This is a genomic window from Nonomuraea solani (genome assembly GCF_900108335.1).
Lineage (GTDB): Bacteria > Actinomycetota > Actinomycetes > Streptosporangiales > Streptosporangiaceae > Nonomuraea > Nonomuraea solani.
Window position 1 is genome coordinate 73340 of the sequence record NZ_FNVT01000017.1, and the last position, 16785, is coordinate 90124.

The 16785-nt window shown below is 69.8% G+C and carries 17 protein-coding genes; 12 read left to right on the forward strand and 5 right to left on the reverse strand.

What is annotated here, in order from left to right; genetic code table 11:
- Positions 1 to 150: 150 nt before the first annotated feature.
- Positions 151 to 1068, reverse strand: a complete 918-nt coding sequence (locus C4V41_RS42915) for an EamA family transporter (RefSeq protein WP_103961783.1) — start codon at positions 1066 to 1068, stop codon at positions 151 to 153.
- Between the two features lie 120 nt (positions 1069 to 1188).
- On the opposite strand from C4V41_RS42915, the gene C4V41_RS42920 reads away from it, so the two are divergent.
- Positions 1189 to 2367, forward strand: a complete 1179-nt coding sequence (locus tag C4V41_RS42920) for an MFS transporter (RefSeq protein ID WP_103961784.1) — start codon at positions 1189 to 1191, stop codon at positions 2365 to 2367.
- A gap of 3 nt (positions 2368 to 2370) precedes the next feature.
- Here the strand turns inward: C4V41_RS42920 and C4V41_RS42925 are convergent, their stop codons facing one another.
- Together C4V41_RS42925 and C4V41_RS42930 are read right to left on the reverse strand one after the other, a co-directional pair.
- The gene (locus C4V41_RS42925) at positions 2371 to 3138 is read right to left on the reverse strand and encodes an ABC transporter permease (protein WP_103961785.1); all 768 of its coding nucleotides are present in this window, start codon (positions 3136 to 3138) and stop codon (positions 2371 to 2373) included.
- Positions 3135 to 4043 carry an ABC transporter ATP-binding protein gene (locus C4V41_RS42930; protein WP_103961937.1) on the reverse strand — a complete coding sequence of 303 codons (909 nt, stop codon included), beginning with the start codon at positions 4041 to 4043 and terminating at the stop codon, positions 3135 to 3137. The genes C4V41_RS42925 and C4V41_RS42930 overlap by 4 nt, the downstream gene beginning before the upstream one ends.
- A 143-nt stretch (positions 4044 to 4186) precedes the next feature.
- Here C4V41_RS42930 and C4V41_RS42935 point away from each other — a divergent pair, with 143 nt between their 5' ends.
- The 11 genes from C4V41_RS42935 to C4V41_RS42985 all read left to right on the forward strand — a co-directional run bounded on the left by C4V41_RS42935 (position 4187) and on the right by C4V41_RS42985 (position 14865).
- Positions 4187 to 4963 (forward strand): VOC family protein, encoded by a 777-nt coding sequence (locus C4V41_RS42935; RefSeq protein WP_103961786.1) that lies wholly within the window; start codon positions 4187 to 4189, stop codon positions 4961 to 4963.
- 92 nt (positions 4964 to 5055) lie between these two features.
- Positions 5056 to 6288, forward strand: a complete 1233-nt coding sequence (locus tag C4V41_RS42940) for a multidrug effflux MFS transporter (protein ID WP_103961787.1) — start codon at positions 5056 to 5058, stop codon at positions 6286 to 6288.
- Positions 6289 to 6380: 92 nt separating this feature from the next.
- Positions 6381 to 7079 carry a helix-turn-helix transcriptional regulator gene (locus C4V41_RS42945; RefSeq protein WP_103961788.1) on the forward strand — a complete coding sequence of 233 codons (699 nt, stop codon included), beginning with the start codon at positions 6381 to 6383 and terminating at the stop codon, positions 7077 to 7079.
- Positions 7076 to 8488, forward strand: coding sequence for a Fe-S cluster assembly protein SufB (gene sufB, locus C4V41_RS42950; RefSeq protein ID WP_103961789.1), 1413 nt, complete (start codon positions 7076 to 7078; stop codon positions 8486 to 8488). The genes C4V41_RS42945 and sufB overlap by 4 nt, the downstream gene beginning before the upstream one ends.
- Positions 8488 to 9609 carry a Fe-S cluster assembly protein SufD gene (gene sufD, locus C4V41_RS42955; protein ID WP_103961790.1) on the forward strand — a complete coding sequence of 374 codons (1122 nt, stop codon included), beginning with the start codon at positions 8488 to 8490 and terminating at the stop codon, positions 9607 to 9609. The genes sufB and sufD overlap by 1 nt, the downstream gene beginning before the upstream one ends.
- Positions 9606 to 9923 carry a Rieske (2Fe-2S) protein gene (locus tag C4V41_RS42960; protein WP_103961791.1) on the forward strand — a complete coding sequence of 106 codons (318 nt, stop codon included), beginning with the start codon at positions 9606 to 9608 and terminating at the stop codon, positions 9921 to 9923. The genes sufD and C4V41_RS42960 overlap by 4 nt, the downstream gene beginning before the upstream one ends.
- Positions 9924 to 9927: 4 nt before the next feature.
- Positions 9928 to 10674 carry a Fe-S cluster assembly ATPase SufC gene (gene sufC, locus C4V41_RS42965; RefSeq protein ID WP_103961792.1) on the forward strand — a complete coding sequence of 249 codons (747 nt, stop codon included), beginning with the start codon at positions 9928 to 9930 and terminating at the stop codon, positions 10672 to 10674.
- Positions 10671 to 11927 (forward strand): cysteine desulfurase, encoded by a 1257-nt coding sequence (locus tag C4V41_RS42970; protein ID WP_103961793.1) that lies wholly within the window; start codon positions 10671 to 10673, stop codon positions 11925 to 11927. Before sufC ends, C4V41_RS42970 begins: the two co-directional genes overlap by 4 nt.
- A gap of 2 nt (positions 11928 to 11929) precedes the next feature.
- Positions 11930 to 12370: a Fe-S cluster assembly sulfur transfer protein SufU gene (gene sufU, locus C4V41_RS42975; RefSeq protein ID WP_103961794.1), complete on the forward strand. Its 441-nt coding sequence runs from the start codon at positions 11930 to 11932 to the stop codon at positions 12368 to 12370.
- A complete protein-coding gene (locus C4V41_RS42980; protein ID WP_103961795.1) occupies positions 12367 to 12726 on the forward strand; it encodes a metal-sulfur cluster assembly factor in 360 nt (119 codons plus the stop codon). Before sufU ends, C4V41_RS42980 begins: the two co-directional genes overlap by 4 nt.
- Positions 12727 to 13038: 312 nt before the next feature.
- Positions 13039 to 14865: a DEAD/DEAH box helicase gene (locus C4V41_RS42985; RefSeq protein WP_200824608.1), complete on the forward strand. Its 1827-nt coding sequence runs from the start codon at positions 13039 to 13041 to the stop codon at positions 14863 to 14865.
- A 56-nt stretch (positions 14866 to 14921) separates the two neighbouring features.
- Here the strand turns inward: C4V41_RS42985 and C4V41_RS42990 are convergent, their stop codons facing one another.
- Both C4V41_RS42990 and C4V41_RS42995 read right to left on the reverse strand, forming a co-directional pair.
- A complete protein-coding gene (locus C4V41_RS42990) occupies positions 14922 to 15875 on the reverse strand; it encodes a carbohydrate ABC transporter permease (RefSeq protein ID WP_103961797.1) in 954 nt (317 codons plus the stop codon).
- Complete coding sequence (locus C4V41_RS42995; protein ID WP_103961798.1) at positions 15875 to 16783, reverse strand: carbohydrate ABC transporter permease; 909 nt, start codon at positions 16781 to 16783, stop codon at positions 15875 to 15877. The genes C4V41_RS42990 and C4V41_RS42995 overlap by 1 nt, the downstream gene beginning before the upstream one ends.
- Between the last annotated feature and the right edge of the window lie 2 nt (positions 16784 to 16785).

Genomic DNA, 16785 nt, shown 5'->3' on the forward strand with positions numbered 1-16785 from the left:
ACCCCATTGCGGCGGGTGGCATCTTGCCTGGTCACGCGGACACCCGCACTCCGGTGACCTTCCAAGGGCTCGGCCCACCCCGCCCATCGGGCCGAGCCCCCGCCGCGCGCCCGAGACCCCATCCCACGGGCGCGCGGCGGCCCCCCCCGATCAGCGGCTCCTGGACGCCCGGGTCGAGCCCAGGCTGGCGGCGACGATGCAGATGATCGCCACCCACTGCTGCACCTGCAGGAACTCACTCAGCAGCAGCACCCCGATCAGCGCGGCCGCGGCCGGCTCCAGGCTCATCAGGATGCCGAACACCTGCTTGGGCATCCGCCGCAGCGCCTGCAGCTCCAGCGAGTACGGGATCACCGACGACAGCAGCCCCACCCCGAGCCCGATCAGCAGCAGCTCCGGCTGCAGCAGGTCGGCGCCGCCGGTCGTCACCCCGACGGGAGCGACCAGCACGGCCGAGACGATCATCGCGAACGACAGCCCCGTGGTCCCGGGAAACCGCTGCCCGGCCGCCGCCGACAGCAGGATGTAGCCCGCCCAGCAGACCCCCGCCACCATCGCGAACCCGATCCCGGCCCAGCTCACCGACGAGGAGTCGCCCCAGGGGGCCAGCAGCACCACCCCGGCCGCCGCCAGCCCGACCCACAGCAGGTCCAGCCGGCGCCGCGAGGCCGCCACCGCCACGCCCAGGGGCCCCAGGAACTCGATGGCCACCGCGATCCCCATCGGCAGCCGCGCCAGGGCCTCGTAGAAGACCAGGTTCATGACGGCGAGGGTGGCGCCGAAGCCGATCCCCACCGCCCAGTCGCCCCACGACAGCCCCTTCAGCCTGGGCCGGACGAGCAGTCCCATGATCAGCGCCCCGGCCGCGATGCGCAGGAACACCACCGCGCTCGGCGGCAGCGTCGCGAACAGCTCCTTGGCGAATCCGGCGCCCAGCTGCACCGAGAAGATCCCCAGCAGCACCAGCCCGGAGGGCGGGATGGAGTCGGCGGCGCTCCGCAGCAGGCTCCCCGGCCTGGGCAGGCCGGGACCGCGGCCCAGCGGGTCGTCAATGGCGTACGCGGTCACGGGGACTCCTCAGAGGATAGGGGGGCAAGTCGTCGGGGGAGCGCCCGTGCGCCGGGCAATATTCCCCCATCTAAAGTGGTATTACTCCGTATCGGATCTTATATTCGGACAAATGGACGTATGACTGCCCCCGCTCTCCCCGTGAGCCTCACCCGGCCGCCGCCGGCCCTGTCCGTGGCCGGGTTCGTCAGCAGCTTCGACCGGTTCGCCGTCAGCCCCATGCTGGTGCTGATCGCGGCCGACCTGAACGTCTCGCTGTCGGCCTCGGTCGCCGCCGCCAGCGGCTACTACCTGGCCTACGGGCTCACCCAGCCGCTGTGGGGCGTACTGTCCGACCGGTTCGGACGTGTGCGCGTCATGCGCGTGGCACTGTTCGGCGCGGCCCTGGCGGGGCTGGTCTCGGCGGTCATGCCGGAGCTGTGGGCGCTGGTGGTGGCCAGGGTCGTGACGGGCGCCTGCTTCGGCGCGGTCATCCCCACGGGCCTGACGTACGTGGGCGACACCGTCGAGCAGTCCGTACGCCAGCGCGCCCTCACCGACCTGATGGCCGCCGCCGCCCTCGGCACGGCGCTGGCCACGGGCCTCAGCGGCGTGGTCGCGGGCCTGCTGGACTGGCGGGTGGCCTTCACCGTGCCCGCCGTCTGCGCCCTGGCCTGCGCGCTGTCGCTGCGCTCACTCCCCGAGCCGCCCCGGCCGGACACGGCGGGGCACGGCGTGCGCCGCTACCTGGGCGCGGTGCTCGGGCACCGGTGGGCGCTGCTGGTGTTCGGGCTGGCGTTCACCGAAGGGGCGATCATGCTCGGCGCCATGCCCTTCCTGGCCCCCGCGCTGCAGCACACCGGGCTGGCCGCCGCCGTGGCGGGCCTGGCCATCACCGCGTACGGGCTCGGCCTGTGGGCGTTCGCCAAGCTGGTCAAGCGGTTGTCGGGCCGCTGGCCCGCGCCCGTGCTGATGGGGGTGGGCGGCGTCCAGCTCTGCGCCGGGTTCGCGATCGTGGCCGTGCACGTCAGCGTGCCCACGGTCGCCGCCACGGCGCTGCTGCTGGGCGGCGGCTGGTCGTTCCTGCACTCCTCGCTGCAGACGTGGGCCACCTCGGTGGTGCCCGAGGCCAGGGGCACGTCGATCGCGTTCTTCGCCTCGGCGCTGTTCGTGGGCAGCGCGGTCGCGTCGTGGGCGGCGGGCTTCCTGGCCGAACAGGGCCGCTACGGGCTGCTCTTCGGGATCGCGGCGGCCGCCGCGATCCCGCTCACCGCCGTCGCCGTCCTCACCAAGCGCCACTACGCCCGGCTGCACGCCTGACGGTCACTCCCAGCGGAACGTCCGTGCCACCAGCCCCAGCGACAGCACCGCCCAGGCGGCGAGGACGGCCATCGGGACCAGGGGAAGGGCCGCGCCCTGCGCGAGCACCGAGCGCAGCCCGCCGGTCAGCGCCGAGATCGGCAGCGCCTCCAGCACCGGTCGCACACTCTCGGGGAACTTCGACAGCGGGAACACCACCCCGCCCGCCCCCAGCAGCACCAGGTAGACCAGGTTGGCCCCGGCCAGCGTGGCCTCGGCGCGGAGCGTGCCCGCCATGAGCAGCCCCAGCCCGGTGAACGCCGCGGTGCCCAGCACGATCAGCAGCGCCGCGCTCAGGAACGACCCCTGCGGCCGCCAGCCCAGCGCCAGCCCCACGACCACGATGATCACCGCCTGGAGCACCTCCACCCCGGCGACCGCGGCCGTCTTGGCGAGCATGAGACCGGTCCTGGACAGCGGGGTCGCGCCCAGCCGCTTGAGCACGCCGTAGCGCCGCTCGAAGCCCGTCGCGATGGCCTGCCCGGTGAAGGCCGTGGACATGACCGCCAGCGCCAGCACGCCCGGCACCAGGAAGTCGACCCGGCTGCCGGTGCCGACGTCGATCAGCGGCGCCAGCGAGAAGCCGGTCAGCAGCAGCACCGGGATGATCAGGGTGAGCAGCAGTTGCTCGCCGTTGCGCAGCATCGCGCGGATCTCCGCGCCCGCCTGCGCCAGCACCATGCGCGGGAACGGCGCCGCCCCGGGCGCGGGGGTGAAGTCCAGCGCGGTCATCGCAGCTCCCTGCCGGTCAGTTCGAGGAAGACGTCTTCGAGGGTGCGGCGCTCGATCCGCAGGTCGTCGGCCGTGACACCCTCGGCCGCGCACCAGGCCGTGACGGTGGCCAGCAGCTCGGGCCCCACCTGGCCCTCGATGATGTAGTGCCCGGCGGGCGACTCCTTGGCCGCGCTGCCCGCGGGCAGCGCGTTGAGCAGCTCTTCCAGCGTCAGCCCCGGGCGGGCCCGGAACCTGAGCTGCCGCTCGGCCCCCGTCAGCGAGGCGGGGCTGCCCTCGGCCACCACGCGCCCCTTGTCGATGATCACGACGTGGTCGGCCAGCCGCTCGGCCTCGTCCATGTGGTGCGTGGTCAGCACCACCGACACGCCCGCCGCGCGCAGCTCGCCCACCAGATCCCAGCAGGCGTGCCTGGCCTGCGGGTCGAGCCCGGCCGTCGGCTCGTCGAGGAAGACCAGCTCGGGCCGGCCCACGACGGCCGCGGCCAGCGACAGCCGCTGCTGCTGCCCGCCCGACAATCGCCGGTAGGGGGTGCGCCCGTGCTCGGTCAGCCCCAGCCGCTCCAGCAGCGCCCCCGGGTCCAGCGGATGGGCGTGGAAACGCGCGACCAGCCGCAGCCACTCGGCGCAGCGCATCGCCGGTGGCACGCCGCCCGCCTGCAGCATCACGCCCACCCGGGGCCGCAGCTCGGGCAGCGCGGGCGCGAGCCCGAGCACGCGCACGGTGCCCGCGTCGGCCCTGCGGAACCCCTCGCAGATCTCCACCGTGGACGTCTTGCCCGCGCCGTTGGGACCGAGGACCGCGGTGACCGCCCCGCGCTCGGCGCGAAGCGTGAGGCCGTCGAGGGCGGTGCTGCCGCCGTAACGTTTGACCAGGTCGACGAGCTCGACGGCTGGGGATTCCATGGCCACGAGTTTAGGGACTCCGCCGGGCGGTCCGGGCCTCAGGTGACTTTGACCGTATCTGGACATGTTCAAGCACTGGTTTCTGCTGAAAGCGGCCCCATCCGGTGAAAGCCTGACGGTGAGCTCCCCAACAGGAGGTTGCCATGTCGCAACGCAGTGGGTACGACCCCGGAATCCCGTGCTGGGTGGACCTGTCGAGCACCGATGTCGGCGCCTCGGCCCGCTTCTACACGGAGGTCTTCGGCTGGCGGGCCGACATGATCGACGACCCGGCGGCCGGCGGCTACGGCATGTTCGTCCACCAGGACAAGAAGGTCGCCGGGCTGGGCCCGGTGATGGACGGTGGGCCCAGGTCGTCCTGGAGCACCTACGTCGCCACCGACGACGCCGCCGCCCTGGCCGAGCGCGTCAGGAAGGCGGGCGGCACCGTGGTCATGGAGGCGATGCAGGTCTTCGAGGAGGGCGTCATGACCGCCTTCCGGGCCCCCGACGGCTCGTACGCGGGCGCCTGGCAGGCCCGTGACCACCACGGCGCCGAGCTGGTCAACGAGCCGGTCTCGCTCTGCTGGAACGAGCTGCTCAGCCGCGACGTGCCCGCCGCCGGGCGCTTCTACGCGGAGGTCTTCGGCTGGGCGCCGAACCCGCAGGACATCCAGGGCCTGAAGTACACCGAGTGGCAGTCGGGCGGCCAGGGCATCGCGGGCATGATGGAGATGTTCTCCGACTACCCCGCGGACATGCCGTCGTTCTGGATGCCCTATTTCGCCGTCGCCGACCTCGCCGCCACGACGGACGCGGCCGAGCAGGCGGGCGCCCAGGTCCTCGTACGCGCGATGGACGCGCCCCCGGGACCCTTCTCGACCCTCGCCGACCCGCAGGGCGCGCCCCTCTCGATCATCCAGCTTCACGAAACATCGTGAAAAGTCTGATGATTGGGAATTCGGAGGACCGGAACATGGTTTGATACCTCGGCCCTCGTGGGCCACCGCCTACGAGGGAGAGGGGAACACGCATGTCCGTGGCAGTCGAAGCCACGCCCACCGCCGTCCTGCCGAAACAGAGGAGCCGCCGCCGCGGGCTCCTCTTGGTCATTCTGGGCGCGTTGTCGGCCATCGGGCCGCTCTCCATCGACATGTACCTCCCCGCGTTGCCGGCCATCACCTCCGAGATGCTGAGCGCTCCCGCGCAGGTCCAGCTCACGCTCACCGCCTGTCTCATCGGCGTCTCCGTCGGCCAGATCATCGCCGGGCCGGTCAGCGACGTGCGCGGCCGCCGGATACCGCTGATGGTGGGCGTGGCCGGGTTCATGGTGGCCTCGCTGCTGTGCGCGTTCGCCCCGTCGGTGACCATGCTCATCGTCTTCCGCCTGCTACAGGGCATCCTGGGCGGCGCGGCGCTGGTCATCGTGCGCGCCGTCGTCCGCGACCTCTACGACGGCGCCGCCATCGCCCGCATCTTCGCCACGCTGATGCTCGTCAGCGGCCTGGCGCCGATCCTCGCGCCCATCGCGGGCGCCCAGCTCCTGGCGTTCACGTCGTGGCGGGGCGTGTTCGTGGCGCTCAGCGTCGCCGGTCTGGTGCTGCTGCTGGCCGTGCTGGCGGGCGTCCGCGAGACGCTGCCGCCGGAGGCCCGCGAGAGCGGCGGCCTCAAGCACACCGCCGGCACGTTCTGGCAGCTCCTGCGCAACCGCTCGTTCATGGGCTTCGCGCTGACCGGCGGGCTGGCGTTCGCGGCCATGTTCGGCTACATCTCGGGCTCGCCGTTCGTCCTCCAGGAGGTGTACGGCGCCACGCCCCAGCAATATTCGCTCATCTTCGCGCTCAACGCCTTGGCCCTGACCGTCACCGCCCAGCTCGGAGGCCGCCTGTCGGGCCGCGTGCCGCCCGTGTTGCTGGTCCGCCTCGGGCTCTTCATCGCCCTGGTGGGCGGGGTGGTGCTGATGACCGCCGCGCTCGCCGGGTTCGGCCTGTGGGGCATCGTGAGCGGGCTGGTCGTCATCATGCTCGGCCAGGGCCTGGTGCTGCCCGGCACCGGTGCGCTGGCGCTGGGCTCGCAGCCCGCCCACGTCGCCGGCAGCGCCTCCGCGTTGACGGGCGTGCTGCAGTTCGCGCTGGGCGCCGCCTCGGCCCCGCTGGTCGGACTTGCCGGATCCGGGACCGCCGTGCCCATGGCGTGTGTCATGCTCGGGCTCATCTTCTGCTCCGCCCTGACGTTCATGATCCTGGGCCGGGCGAAAGTTAGGTAAGGCTACCCTGCGTGACAAATTACATTCCCGCCCCTGGTCGGATCCATTTGTGAAGCGGGAAGGAATTACGGCACACTGATGTTGTGAAAAACATGCCCACGATCGAGCCAGGCAGCGAGCGCGGCACCCGCGCGCGTGTCGCCAGGCTGATTCTTGAGCATGGTCCCGTCGCGGCCGCGGCGCTGGGCGAGCGGCTCGGGCTCACGCCCGCCGCCGTCCGTCGTCATCTCGACGCGCTGCTGGCCGATGGGATGATCGAGCCTCGCACGGTCCGCCCACGCGGACAGCGTGGGCGCGGACGGCCGGCCAAGCTGTTCGCGATCACGGACGCGGGGCGCAGTGCCTTCGAGCACGCCTACGACGACCTGGCCGAGAGCGCTCTGCGGTTCATCGCCGAGCGCATGGGTCAGGATGCGGTGGCCGACTTCGCCCGGTCGCAGGTTTCGAGCCTGCGGCGGCGGCTGGAGCCGGCCATGCGGACGGTGCCGGCGGACCAGCGCGTGCAAGTGCTGGCGCAGGCGCTGTCGGTGGAGGGGTATGCCGCCTCGGCCAGCAAGGCCAAGTCGGGCGGCGACCAGCTCTGCCAGCACCACTGCCCGGTGGCACACGCGGCCGCGGAGTTCCCGCAGCTGTGTGAGGCCGAGACGGAGGCGTTCGCGCAACTGCTCGGCACCCCGGTGCAGCGCCTGGCCACGATCGCGCACGGCGACGGGGTCTGCACGACACACGTGAGCCCGCAGACGCTGGGCGATTCCGCACATAGAGACAAGAGCAAGGAGACCGGAAGGTGACTGTCACCGACCGCCCGGAGCTGGAAGGCCTCGGGAATTACAAGTTCGGCTGGGCCGACTCGGATGCCGCCGGGTCGGCGGCAAAGCGTGGCCTGTCCGAGGAGGTCGTCCGCGACATCTCCGCGCTCAAGAACGAGCCGGAGTGGATGCTCGACCTTCGCCTGAAGGGCCTCCGGCTGTTCCGCAAGAAGCCGATGCCCACCTGGGGCTCCGACCTCACCGGCATCGACTTCGACAACATCAAGTACTTCGTGCGCTCCACCGAGAAGCAGGCCGCTTCCTGGGACGAGCTGCCCGAGGACATCAAGAACACCTACGACAAGCTCGGCATCCCCGAGGCGGAGAAGCAGCGCCTCATCGCCGGTGTCGCCGCCCAATACGAGTCCGAGGTCGTCTATCACAAGATCCGTGAGGACCTCGAGGAGAAGGGCGTCATCTTCGTCGACACCGACACGGGGCTGAAGGAGCACGAGGAGCTCTTCAAGGAGTACTTCGGCTCGGTCATCCCGGTGGGCGACAACAAGTTCGCCGCGCTCAACACCTCGGTGTGGTCCGGTGGCTCGTTCATCTACGTGCCGCCGAACGTCGAGGTCGAGATCCCGCTGCAGGCCTACTTCCGGATCAACACCGAGAACATGGGCCAGTTCGAGCGGACCCTGATCATCGTCGACGAGAACAGCTACGTCCATTACGTCGAGGGCTGCACCGCGCCGATCTACTCCAGCGACTCGCTGCACAGCGCCGTCGTCGAGATCATCGTGAAGAAGAACGCCCGCTGCCGTTACACGACCATCCAGAACTGGTCGAACAACGTCTACAACCTGGTCACCAAGCGCGCCGTCGCCTACGAGGGCGCGACCATGGAGTGGATCGACGGCAACATCGGCTCCAAGGTCACGATGAAATACCCGGCCGTCTACCTGATGGGCGAGCACGCCAAGGGCGAGACCCTGAGCGTCGCGTTCGCGGGCGAGGGCCAGCACCAGGACGCCGGCTCCAAGATGGTGCACCTGGCGCCCAACACCAGCTCCAGCGTCATCTCCAAGTCGGTGGCGCGCGGCGGTGGCCGCACCTCCTACCGCGGTCTCGTGCAGATCGAGGAGGGCGCCCACGGCAGCGCCAGCACCGTCAAGTGCGACGCCCTGCTGGTCGACCAGATCAGCCGCTCCGACACCTACCCCTACGTCGACGTCCGCGAGGACGACGTCTCGATGGGTCACGAGGCCACGGTCTCCAAGGTCAGCGAGGACCAGCTGTTCTACCTCATGAGCCGCGGGCTCGACGAGGACGAGGCGATGGCGATGATCGTGCGCGGCTTCGTGGAGCCGATCGCGCGTGAGCTGCCCATGGAATACGCGCTCGAGCTCAACAGGCTGATCGAGCTGCAGATGGAAGGAGCCGTCGGCTGATGGGCCTGAACGAGAAGCCCCTGTCGACCCTGCACGAGAAGGCGTCCTACGACCTGGACGACTTCGAGGTCCCCAGCGGCCGTGAGGAGGCGTGGCGTTTCACGCCGCTCTCACGCCTGAAGGGCCTGCACAGCGGCAAGGCCGACGCCGCGGGCCACGTCCGCGTCGACGTGGACGCGGCCCCCGAGGTCACCGTCGAGACGGTCGGCCGCGACGACGCCCGCGTGGGCAAGTCGTTCGTGCCCACCGACCGGGTGAGCGCGCAGGCGTGGAACAGCTTCGAGAAGGCCACCGTGATCACGGTGCCGCGCGAGGTCGTCACCTCCAAGCCCACCGTGCTGACGCTCAACGGCTCCGGCGACGGCGCCGCCTACGGCCACATCGTGGTCAAGGTGGAGCCGATGGCCGAGGCCATCGTCGTGCTCGACCACAAGGGCAGCGCGGTCTACGCCGACAACATCGAGTTCGTCGTCGGCGACGGAGCCAGCCTCCGGGTCGTCAGCCTGCAGGATTGGGACCACGACGCGGTCCACGTCTCGCACCACCACGCCTCGCTGGCCAAGGACGCGACGTTCCGCAGCTTCGTGGTGACGCTCGGCGGCGACCTCGTACGCCTGTCGCCCAGCGTGTCCTACACCGCCCCCGGCGGCGACGCGGACATGTCGGGCGTCTACTTCGTGGACGCCGGGCAGCACCTGGAGCACCGCCTGCTGGTCGACCACTCGCAGCCCAACTGCAAGAGCAACGTCGACTACCGCGGCGCCCTGCAGGGCGAGGAGGCGCACGCCGTCTGGATCGGCGACGTGATCATCAGGGTCGAGGCCGAGGGCACCGACACCTACGAGCTCAACCGCAACCTCCTGCTCACCGACGGCGCCCGCGCCGACTCGGTGCCCAACCTGGAGATTCTCACCGGCGAGGTCGCCGGAGCGGGACACGCCTCCGCCTCCGGCCGGCTCGACGACGAGCACCTGTTCTACCTCCAGGCCCGCGGCATCCCCTACGACGAGGCTCGCCGCCTGGTCATCAGGGGCTTCCTCGGCCAGCTCATCGAGAAGATCCAGATCGAGGAGATCCGCGAGCGCGTGCTCGCCGCCGTAGAGGCGGAACTCGCCCGATGAGCTTCGAAAAGGTGTGCAAGCTCGATGACATCCCCGACGAGGGAGTTCTCGGCGTCGAGGTGGGGGAGACCCCCGTCGCGCTCGTGCGCAAGGGCGAAGACGTCTTCGCCCTGCATGATGTCTGCTCACACGCCGAGGTCAAGCTCAGCGAGGGCGAAGTCTACGACGGCACGCTGGAGTGCTGGCTGCACGGCTCGTGCTTCGACATCAGCTCGGGCAAGCCCACCGGCCCTCCCGCGACCAAGCCAGTGAACGTCTACACAGTCAAGATCGACGGCGAGGACGTGCTCGTCTCGCTCTCGAAGGAGTCCTAAGCACATGTCCACCCTTGAGATCCGTGACCTCCAGGTCGCCGTCGAGGACAAGGAAATCCTGCGCGGCGTCAACCTGACCGTGAAGGCGGGCCAGACCCACGCCATCATGGGCCCGAACGGCTCGGGCAAGTCGACGCTCGCCTACGCGATCGCCGGCCACCCCAAATACACGATCACCGGCGGGCAGGTGCTGCTCGACGGCGTCGACCTGCTGGAGCTGTCCGTCGACGAGCGGGCCCGCGCCGGCCTGTTCCTGGCCATGCAGTACCCGGTCGAGGTGCCCGGCGTTTCGGTGTCGAACTTCCTGCGCTCGGCCGTCACCGCCGTCCGCGGCGAGGCGCCCAAGCTGCGCGAGTTCGCCAAAGACCTGAAGAGCGGCATGGACGCCCTGTCCATCGACCCCGCCTTCGCCCAGCGCAACCTCAACGAGGGTTTCTCCGGCGGCGAGAAGAAGCGCCACGAGATCCTCCAGATGGAGCTGCTCAAGCCGAAGATCGCGGTGCTCGACGAGACCGACTCCGGCCTCGACGTCGACGCGCTGCGCGTGGTGTCCGAGGGCATCAACCGCTTCCGCGACGGCGGTGAGACCGGCGTGCTGCTGATCACGCACTACACCCGCATCCTGCGCTACGTGAAGCCGGACTTCGTGCACGTCTTCGCGAACGGCCGGATCGTCGAGCAGGGCGGCCCCGAACTGGCCGACAAGCTCGAGGCCGAGGGCTACGAGCAGTACACGAAGGCGTCTGCATGAGTTCCATCAGCTTCGATGTGGAGAAGATCAGGAAGGATTTCCCGATCTTCTCCCGCGAGCTGCCCGACGGGCGACCGCTCGTCTATCTCGACTCGGGCAACTCCTCACAGAAGCCCAACCAGGTCATCGAGACCATGCGGGAGCACCTGGCGCTGCACTACAGCAACGTCGGGCGCGCCATGCACGTGCTCGGCGCCGAGTCGACCGACGCCTACGAGGGGGCCCGCGACAAGATCGCGGGCTTCGTCGGGGCGCCGTCACGCGACGAGGTGATCTTCACCAAGAACGCCTCCGAGGCGCTCAACCTGGTCGCCTACTCCTTCGGCAACCCGGCCAACACCGACCCGCGCTTCACGCTCGGCCCGGGTGACGAGATCGTCATCTCCGAGATGGAGCACCACTCCAACATCGTGCCGTGGCAACTGCTCGTGCAGCGCACCGGCGCGACCCTGAAGTGGTTCGGCGTCACCGACGACGGGCGGCTCGACTACACGCCCGAGCTGATCACCGAGCGCACGAAGATCGTCTCGATCGCCCACCAGTCCAACGTCCTCGGCACCGTCAACCCGGTCGCCGAGGTGGCCAGGCGGGCGCACGAGGTCGGTGCGCTGATCATGCTGGACGCGTCGCAGTCCGTGCCGCACCACCCCGTCGACGTCGCCGCTCTCGACGCCGACTTCGTGGCCTTCACCGGCCACAAGATGGTCGGCCCCTCGGGCATCGGCGTGCTGTGGGCGCGGGCGGAGCTGCTCGAGGCCATGCCCCCGTTCCTGGGCGGCGGCGAGATGATCGAGGCGGTCTGGATGGACCACTCGACCTATGCGCCGATCCCGCACAAGTTCGAGGCGGGCACGCCGCCGATCGTCGAGGCCATCGGGCTCGGCGCGGCGGTCGACTACCTCACCGAGGTCGGCATGGAGGCCATCGAGGCGCACGAGCGCACGTTGACGGCCTACGCGCTGGAGGCCCTGCGCGAGGTGCCCACCTTGCGCGTCATCGGTCCCGAAACGCTGGAGGGGCGCGGCGGCACGGTGTCGTTCGCGCTGGAGGGCATCCACCCGCACGACGTCGGGCAGATCCTGGACGACCAGTTCGGCATCGCCGTACGCGTCGGGCACCACTGCGCGCGCCCGCTGCACCTGCGGTTCGGAATACCCGCGACCACGAGGGCGTCTTTCTACCTGTACAACACCACGGCCGAGATCGATGCCCTGGTGCGCGGCCTCCATCACGTTCAGAAGGTGTTCGCATAGCCATGATCGGCGAGTCGATGTACCAGGAGCTGATCCTGGAGCACTACAAGCACCCGCAGGGGCGGGGGCTTCGTGAGCCGTACGACGCCGAGGTTCACCACGTGAACCCGACGTGCGGCGACGAGATCACGCTCAGGGTCAAGGTGGGCGACGCCGGCAAGATCCTCGACGTCTCCTACGACGGGCAGGGCTGCTCGATCAGCCAGGCCGCCGCCTCCGTGCTGCACGAGCTGACCACCGGCTCGACGGTCGAGGAGACGCTCTCCGTGGTCGACGAGTTCACCAGGCTGATGCAGGGCAGGGGGAAGGTCGAGGCCGACGAGGAGGTCCTCGGTGACGCCGTCGCGTTCGCGGGCGTGGCCAAGTTCCCCGCGCGCGTCAAATGCGCGCTGCTTTCCTGGATGGCTTACAAGGACGCTGTTGTGAGGAGTGCTGCGCAATGAGCAAGCCGACGGAGACCCCGACCACCTTCGACGGTGACGCGACCGTCGAGGAGGTCATGGAGGCGCTCAAGGACGTCGTCGACCCCGAGCTCGGCATCAACGTCGTGGATCTGGGCCTCATCTACGGGCTCAACCTCGACCCGGCCGAGGGCGGTCAGCCCGTGGCCACCATCGACATGACGCTGACCAGCGCCGCCTGCCCGCTGACCGATGTCATCGAGGACCAGGCCCACTCCGCGCTGGAGGGTATGGTGTCCGATGTGAAGATCAACTGGGTGTGGCTGCCGCCGTGGGGGCCCGACAAGATCACCGATGAGGGGCGCGAGCAGCTGCGTATGCTAGGCTTCAACGTCTGATCTTTTTTCACTGTCACGGCTGACGTAAATCGTCGGCCGTCTCAGTGTGCCCTATCGGGTTGGAAAAGTCCGGACCCATGGCCGGGGAATATCCGATAACATCCCGGCGTTGGAAATAAATACACCCGGCGTCTCATCGCGCGTCTCGCATCGCCTGCGGCCGGTGCTTCCGGTGTATCCCCCCTCATTTTCACCCCGCCCCCATGACGGCGGGAAACCCTTGAACGTGTACGGCCCCGAGGCCGTACGTCCTGGCTCGTCCTTTCGCAGAAGTGACGCGCCACTTCGACGAAAGGCACGAACTTCGTGACCATGCTTGACGCTGTCATGCCCTCGCTCGGCGAAACCTCCACCGAGCCTGGGCCGTCCGAATTCGAGCTGCTCGGCCTGCCGAAGCCGCTCGTCAACGGACTGGCCAAGCTGGGCTTCGACAGCCCGTTCCCCATCCAGAGCGCGACGATCCCCGACGTGCTCGCCGGCAACGACGTGCTCGGCCGCGGCCAGACCGGCTCCGGCAAGACGCTCGCGTTCGGTCTGCCCACCATGGCGCGCATCGCCGGTGTGCGGCCCGCCGCCGGTCACCCGCGCGCCATGATCCTGGTGCCCACGCGTGAGCTGGCCCTCCAGGTGCACGACGCCCTTGAGCCGCTCGGCCGCGGTCTGGGCCTGCGCATGAAGGTCATCGTCGGCGGCATGTCCATGGGCAAGCAGATCGAGGCCCTGCGCCGTGGCGTCGACGTCGTCATCGCCACCCCCGGCCGCCTGGGCGACCTCATCCGCCAGGGTGAGTGCTCGCTGTCCCAGGTCCAGGTGAGCGTGCTCGACGAGGCCGACCACATGTGCGACCTCGGCTTCTTCCCCGTCGTCACCGACCTGCTCGCGCAGACGCCGGCCGACGGTCAGCGGCTGCTGTTCTCGGCCACGCTCGACGGCGACGTCGACAAGCTGGTGCAGCGCTTCCTGAAGAACCCGATCACCCACTCCGTGGCCCCGGCGACCTCGCCGGTCGACACCATGGAGCACCACGTGATCCAGGTGACGCGCGACGACAAGTTCGACGTCACGGCCGAGATCGCCAACCGCGAGGGCCGTACGATCATCTTCGTCCGCACCCAGCACGGCGTCGACCGGCTGTGCAAGCAGCTCGCCCGGGTCGGCGTCAAGTCCGGCGGCCTGCACGGCGGCAAGCGCCAGAACCAGCGCACCCGCATCCTCGCGGAGTTCCGCGAGGGCTCCGTCAACGTGCTCGTCTGCACCGACGTCGCGGCGCGCGGCATCCACGTCGACAACATCAGCCTGGTGCTGCACGTCGACCCGCCGCAGGACCACAAGAGCTACCTGCACCGGGGCGGCCGCACGGCCCGCGCCGGCGAGAAGGGCACGGTCGTCACGCTGGTGCTCCCCAACGAGCGCCGCTCCACCGACCAGCTCACCCGCCGCGCCGGGATCCACCCGTTCCGCCTCAAGGCCACCCCCGGTAACCCGCGCCTCGCCGAGGTGACGGGCGCCCGGGTGCCGAGCGGCGAGCCCGTCGCCGTGTGGGAGCCCGACGTCCGCAAGCCCCTGCGCCCGCGCCGTGACGGTGGCGGGTCGTCGGAGCGTCGCGGCGGTGGCCGTCGCGGGCGCCGTGACTTCGACGGCGAGCGCCGCCCGCGCCGCCACGACAACGGTGACCGTCCGTTCGCCTCCGGCGACGACCGTCGTCCGCGCCGCCACGAGGACGGTGACCGTCCGGCGTTCGCCTCCGGTGAGGACCGTCGTCCGCGCCGGCACGACAACGGCGACCGCCCGTTCGGTGGCTCGCAGGAGCAGCAGCCGCGCACGTTCGGCGACGACCGTCGCCGTGACGACCGGCCGCGGGGCGCATACCGCTCCGACGACCGGCCCGTCCGGCAGGACGACCGTGGCCAGCGCGGTGGCGGGTTCCGATCCGACGACCGGGCGCCCCGCTACGCCTCCGGCTCCTCCGACCGTGGCCGGCCGGTCACGGCCGACAACCGCGAGCGCGGGCCGCGCGACGGCTACCGCTCGGGTGAGGGCTTCCGCTCCGGCGGTGGCGGCCGTACCGACGAGCGCGGCAGTGGCGGCTTCCGCCGCAACAGCTCCGGCTCGGGTTCGGGCCGCCGCTTCGAGCGCTGATCACCTGTATTGACGCACGCTGCCCGCCGGGACCCCCGGCGGGCAGCGTCGTTTTCTCAGCCCTTAAGGCCGCTGAGCGCGATGCCGCGGGTGAAGTACCGCTGGAAGATCAGGAAGAAGACGATCGTCGGGATCGAGGCGAGCAGCCCGCCCGCCATGATCGCACCCTGGTGGTCGGGCCCGGCGTAATAGGAGTTGAGCCTGGCCAGGGCCACGGGCAGGTTCGCCATCTCGTCGCTCTGCACGATGATGAGCGGCCACAGGAAGTTGTTCCACTCCGCGAGCACGATGAAGATCGACATCGCCGCCAGCGCCGGCCGCAGCAGCGGCAGCACGATCCGCCACCAGATCCGCCATTCCCCGGCCCCGTCCACCCTGGCCGCCTGGATCAGCTCGTTCGGCACCGACTGCAGGAACTGCACCAGGAAGAACAGCACGAACGCCTTCGCCAGCGCCGGGACGATGTAGGCCGCGTAGCCGTCCAGCCAGCCCAGGTTCCGCATGATGACGTAGTTCGGGATCAGCGTGGTCTGCCAGGGGACCATCATCGACGCGACGATCATCAGGAAGATCGTCCTGCGCCCTCTGATGTCGTGCTTGGCGATCACGTACGCCGCCAGCGAGCAGATCAGCAGCGACCCGACGGTGATGGCGGTCGTGATGAACAGGCTGTTGAACAGGAACCGCCAGAACCCGAAGTCCACCTGGAACCGCTGGAAGATGCCCTGCAGATGCCCCGGGTTGATCCGCTCGGGCGACCAGCCCGAGTCGTAGAAGTTGGCGAAGGTCGGCGACTGCGGCACGAACGACGGAGGCGTCCTGGCCAGCTCGGCCGGCGGCTTGAACACGGTGATGAGCAACCAGTAGAACGGCGCGATCATCGTCAGCGCCAGCAGGTAGAACGGCAGGCGCAGCAGGTGCCCGTTGATCCGGGAACGCCCGGGACGGGCGCCGCCCGGGTCACTGGACGGCGGCGCCGCGGCGATCGTCCGCGTCGGGGCGACGGCCATCACAGCTCCTTCATCGCGCGGCCCAGGCGCAGGTTGGCGAGGCTGAGCACGAAGATGATCAGGAACAGCACCCAGGCGATGGCCGAGGCGTAGCCCAGCTTGAAGTGGGTGAATCCCTGGTCGTAGAGGTAGGGCACGATCATCAGGCCGGAGTCGAGCACGCCGCCGACGCTGTTGGTGCCCCGGAAGACGATGTAGACGGCCTCGAACACCTGGAACGCGCCGATCAGCCCGGTCACGACGACGTACGTGGTCACGGGACGCAGCAGCGGCAGCGTGATGTGGCGGAACCGCTGCCAGGTCGAGGCGCCGTCGATCTTGGCGGCCTCATGGTACTCCTCGGGGATGGAGCCGAGCCCGGCGACGTACAGCACCATCCCGTACCCCATGCCGCCCCACACCGCCATCAGCACCAGGATCGGGATCGTCAGCCCCGGCGTGGCCAGCCAGGCGACGGCCCCGCCGCCGAACCAGCTCACGATCGTGTTGGCCAGGCCCACGTCGCTGGGGAACAGCACCCACTTCCACATCAGCATGAGCGCGATGGAGGAGGTCACGGAGGGCAGGAAGAACAGCGTGCGCATGATCCGGTGGCCCCAGCCGGTGCCGCTGAAGGCCAGCGCCAGGCCGAGCGACAGCAGGGTGCCGAGGACGACCGACGCGACCACGTACAGGGCGGTGTTGCTCAGCGCGTGCAGGAAGCGGGAGTCGCCGAGCAGCGTACGGAAGTTGTCCAGGCCGGTGAACGCGGCCGGGTTGATGCCGTCGAACGTGGTGAAGCTCAGGTAGAGCGAGTTGGCCAGCGGCCAGAGCAGGAACCCCGCGAACAGGGCGAGGAAGGGCAGCAGCATCGCGTACGAGGTGCCGTAACGGCGCAGCCTGCTGCGCAGAGGGACGGGACTCGCCATCT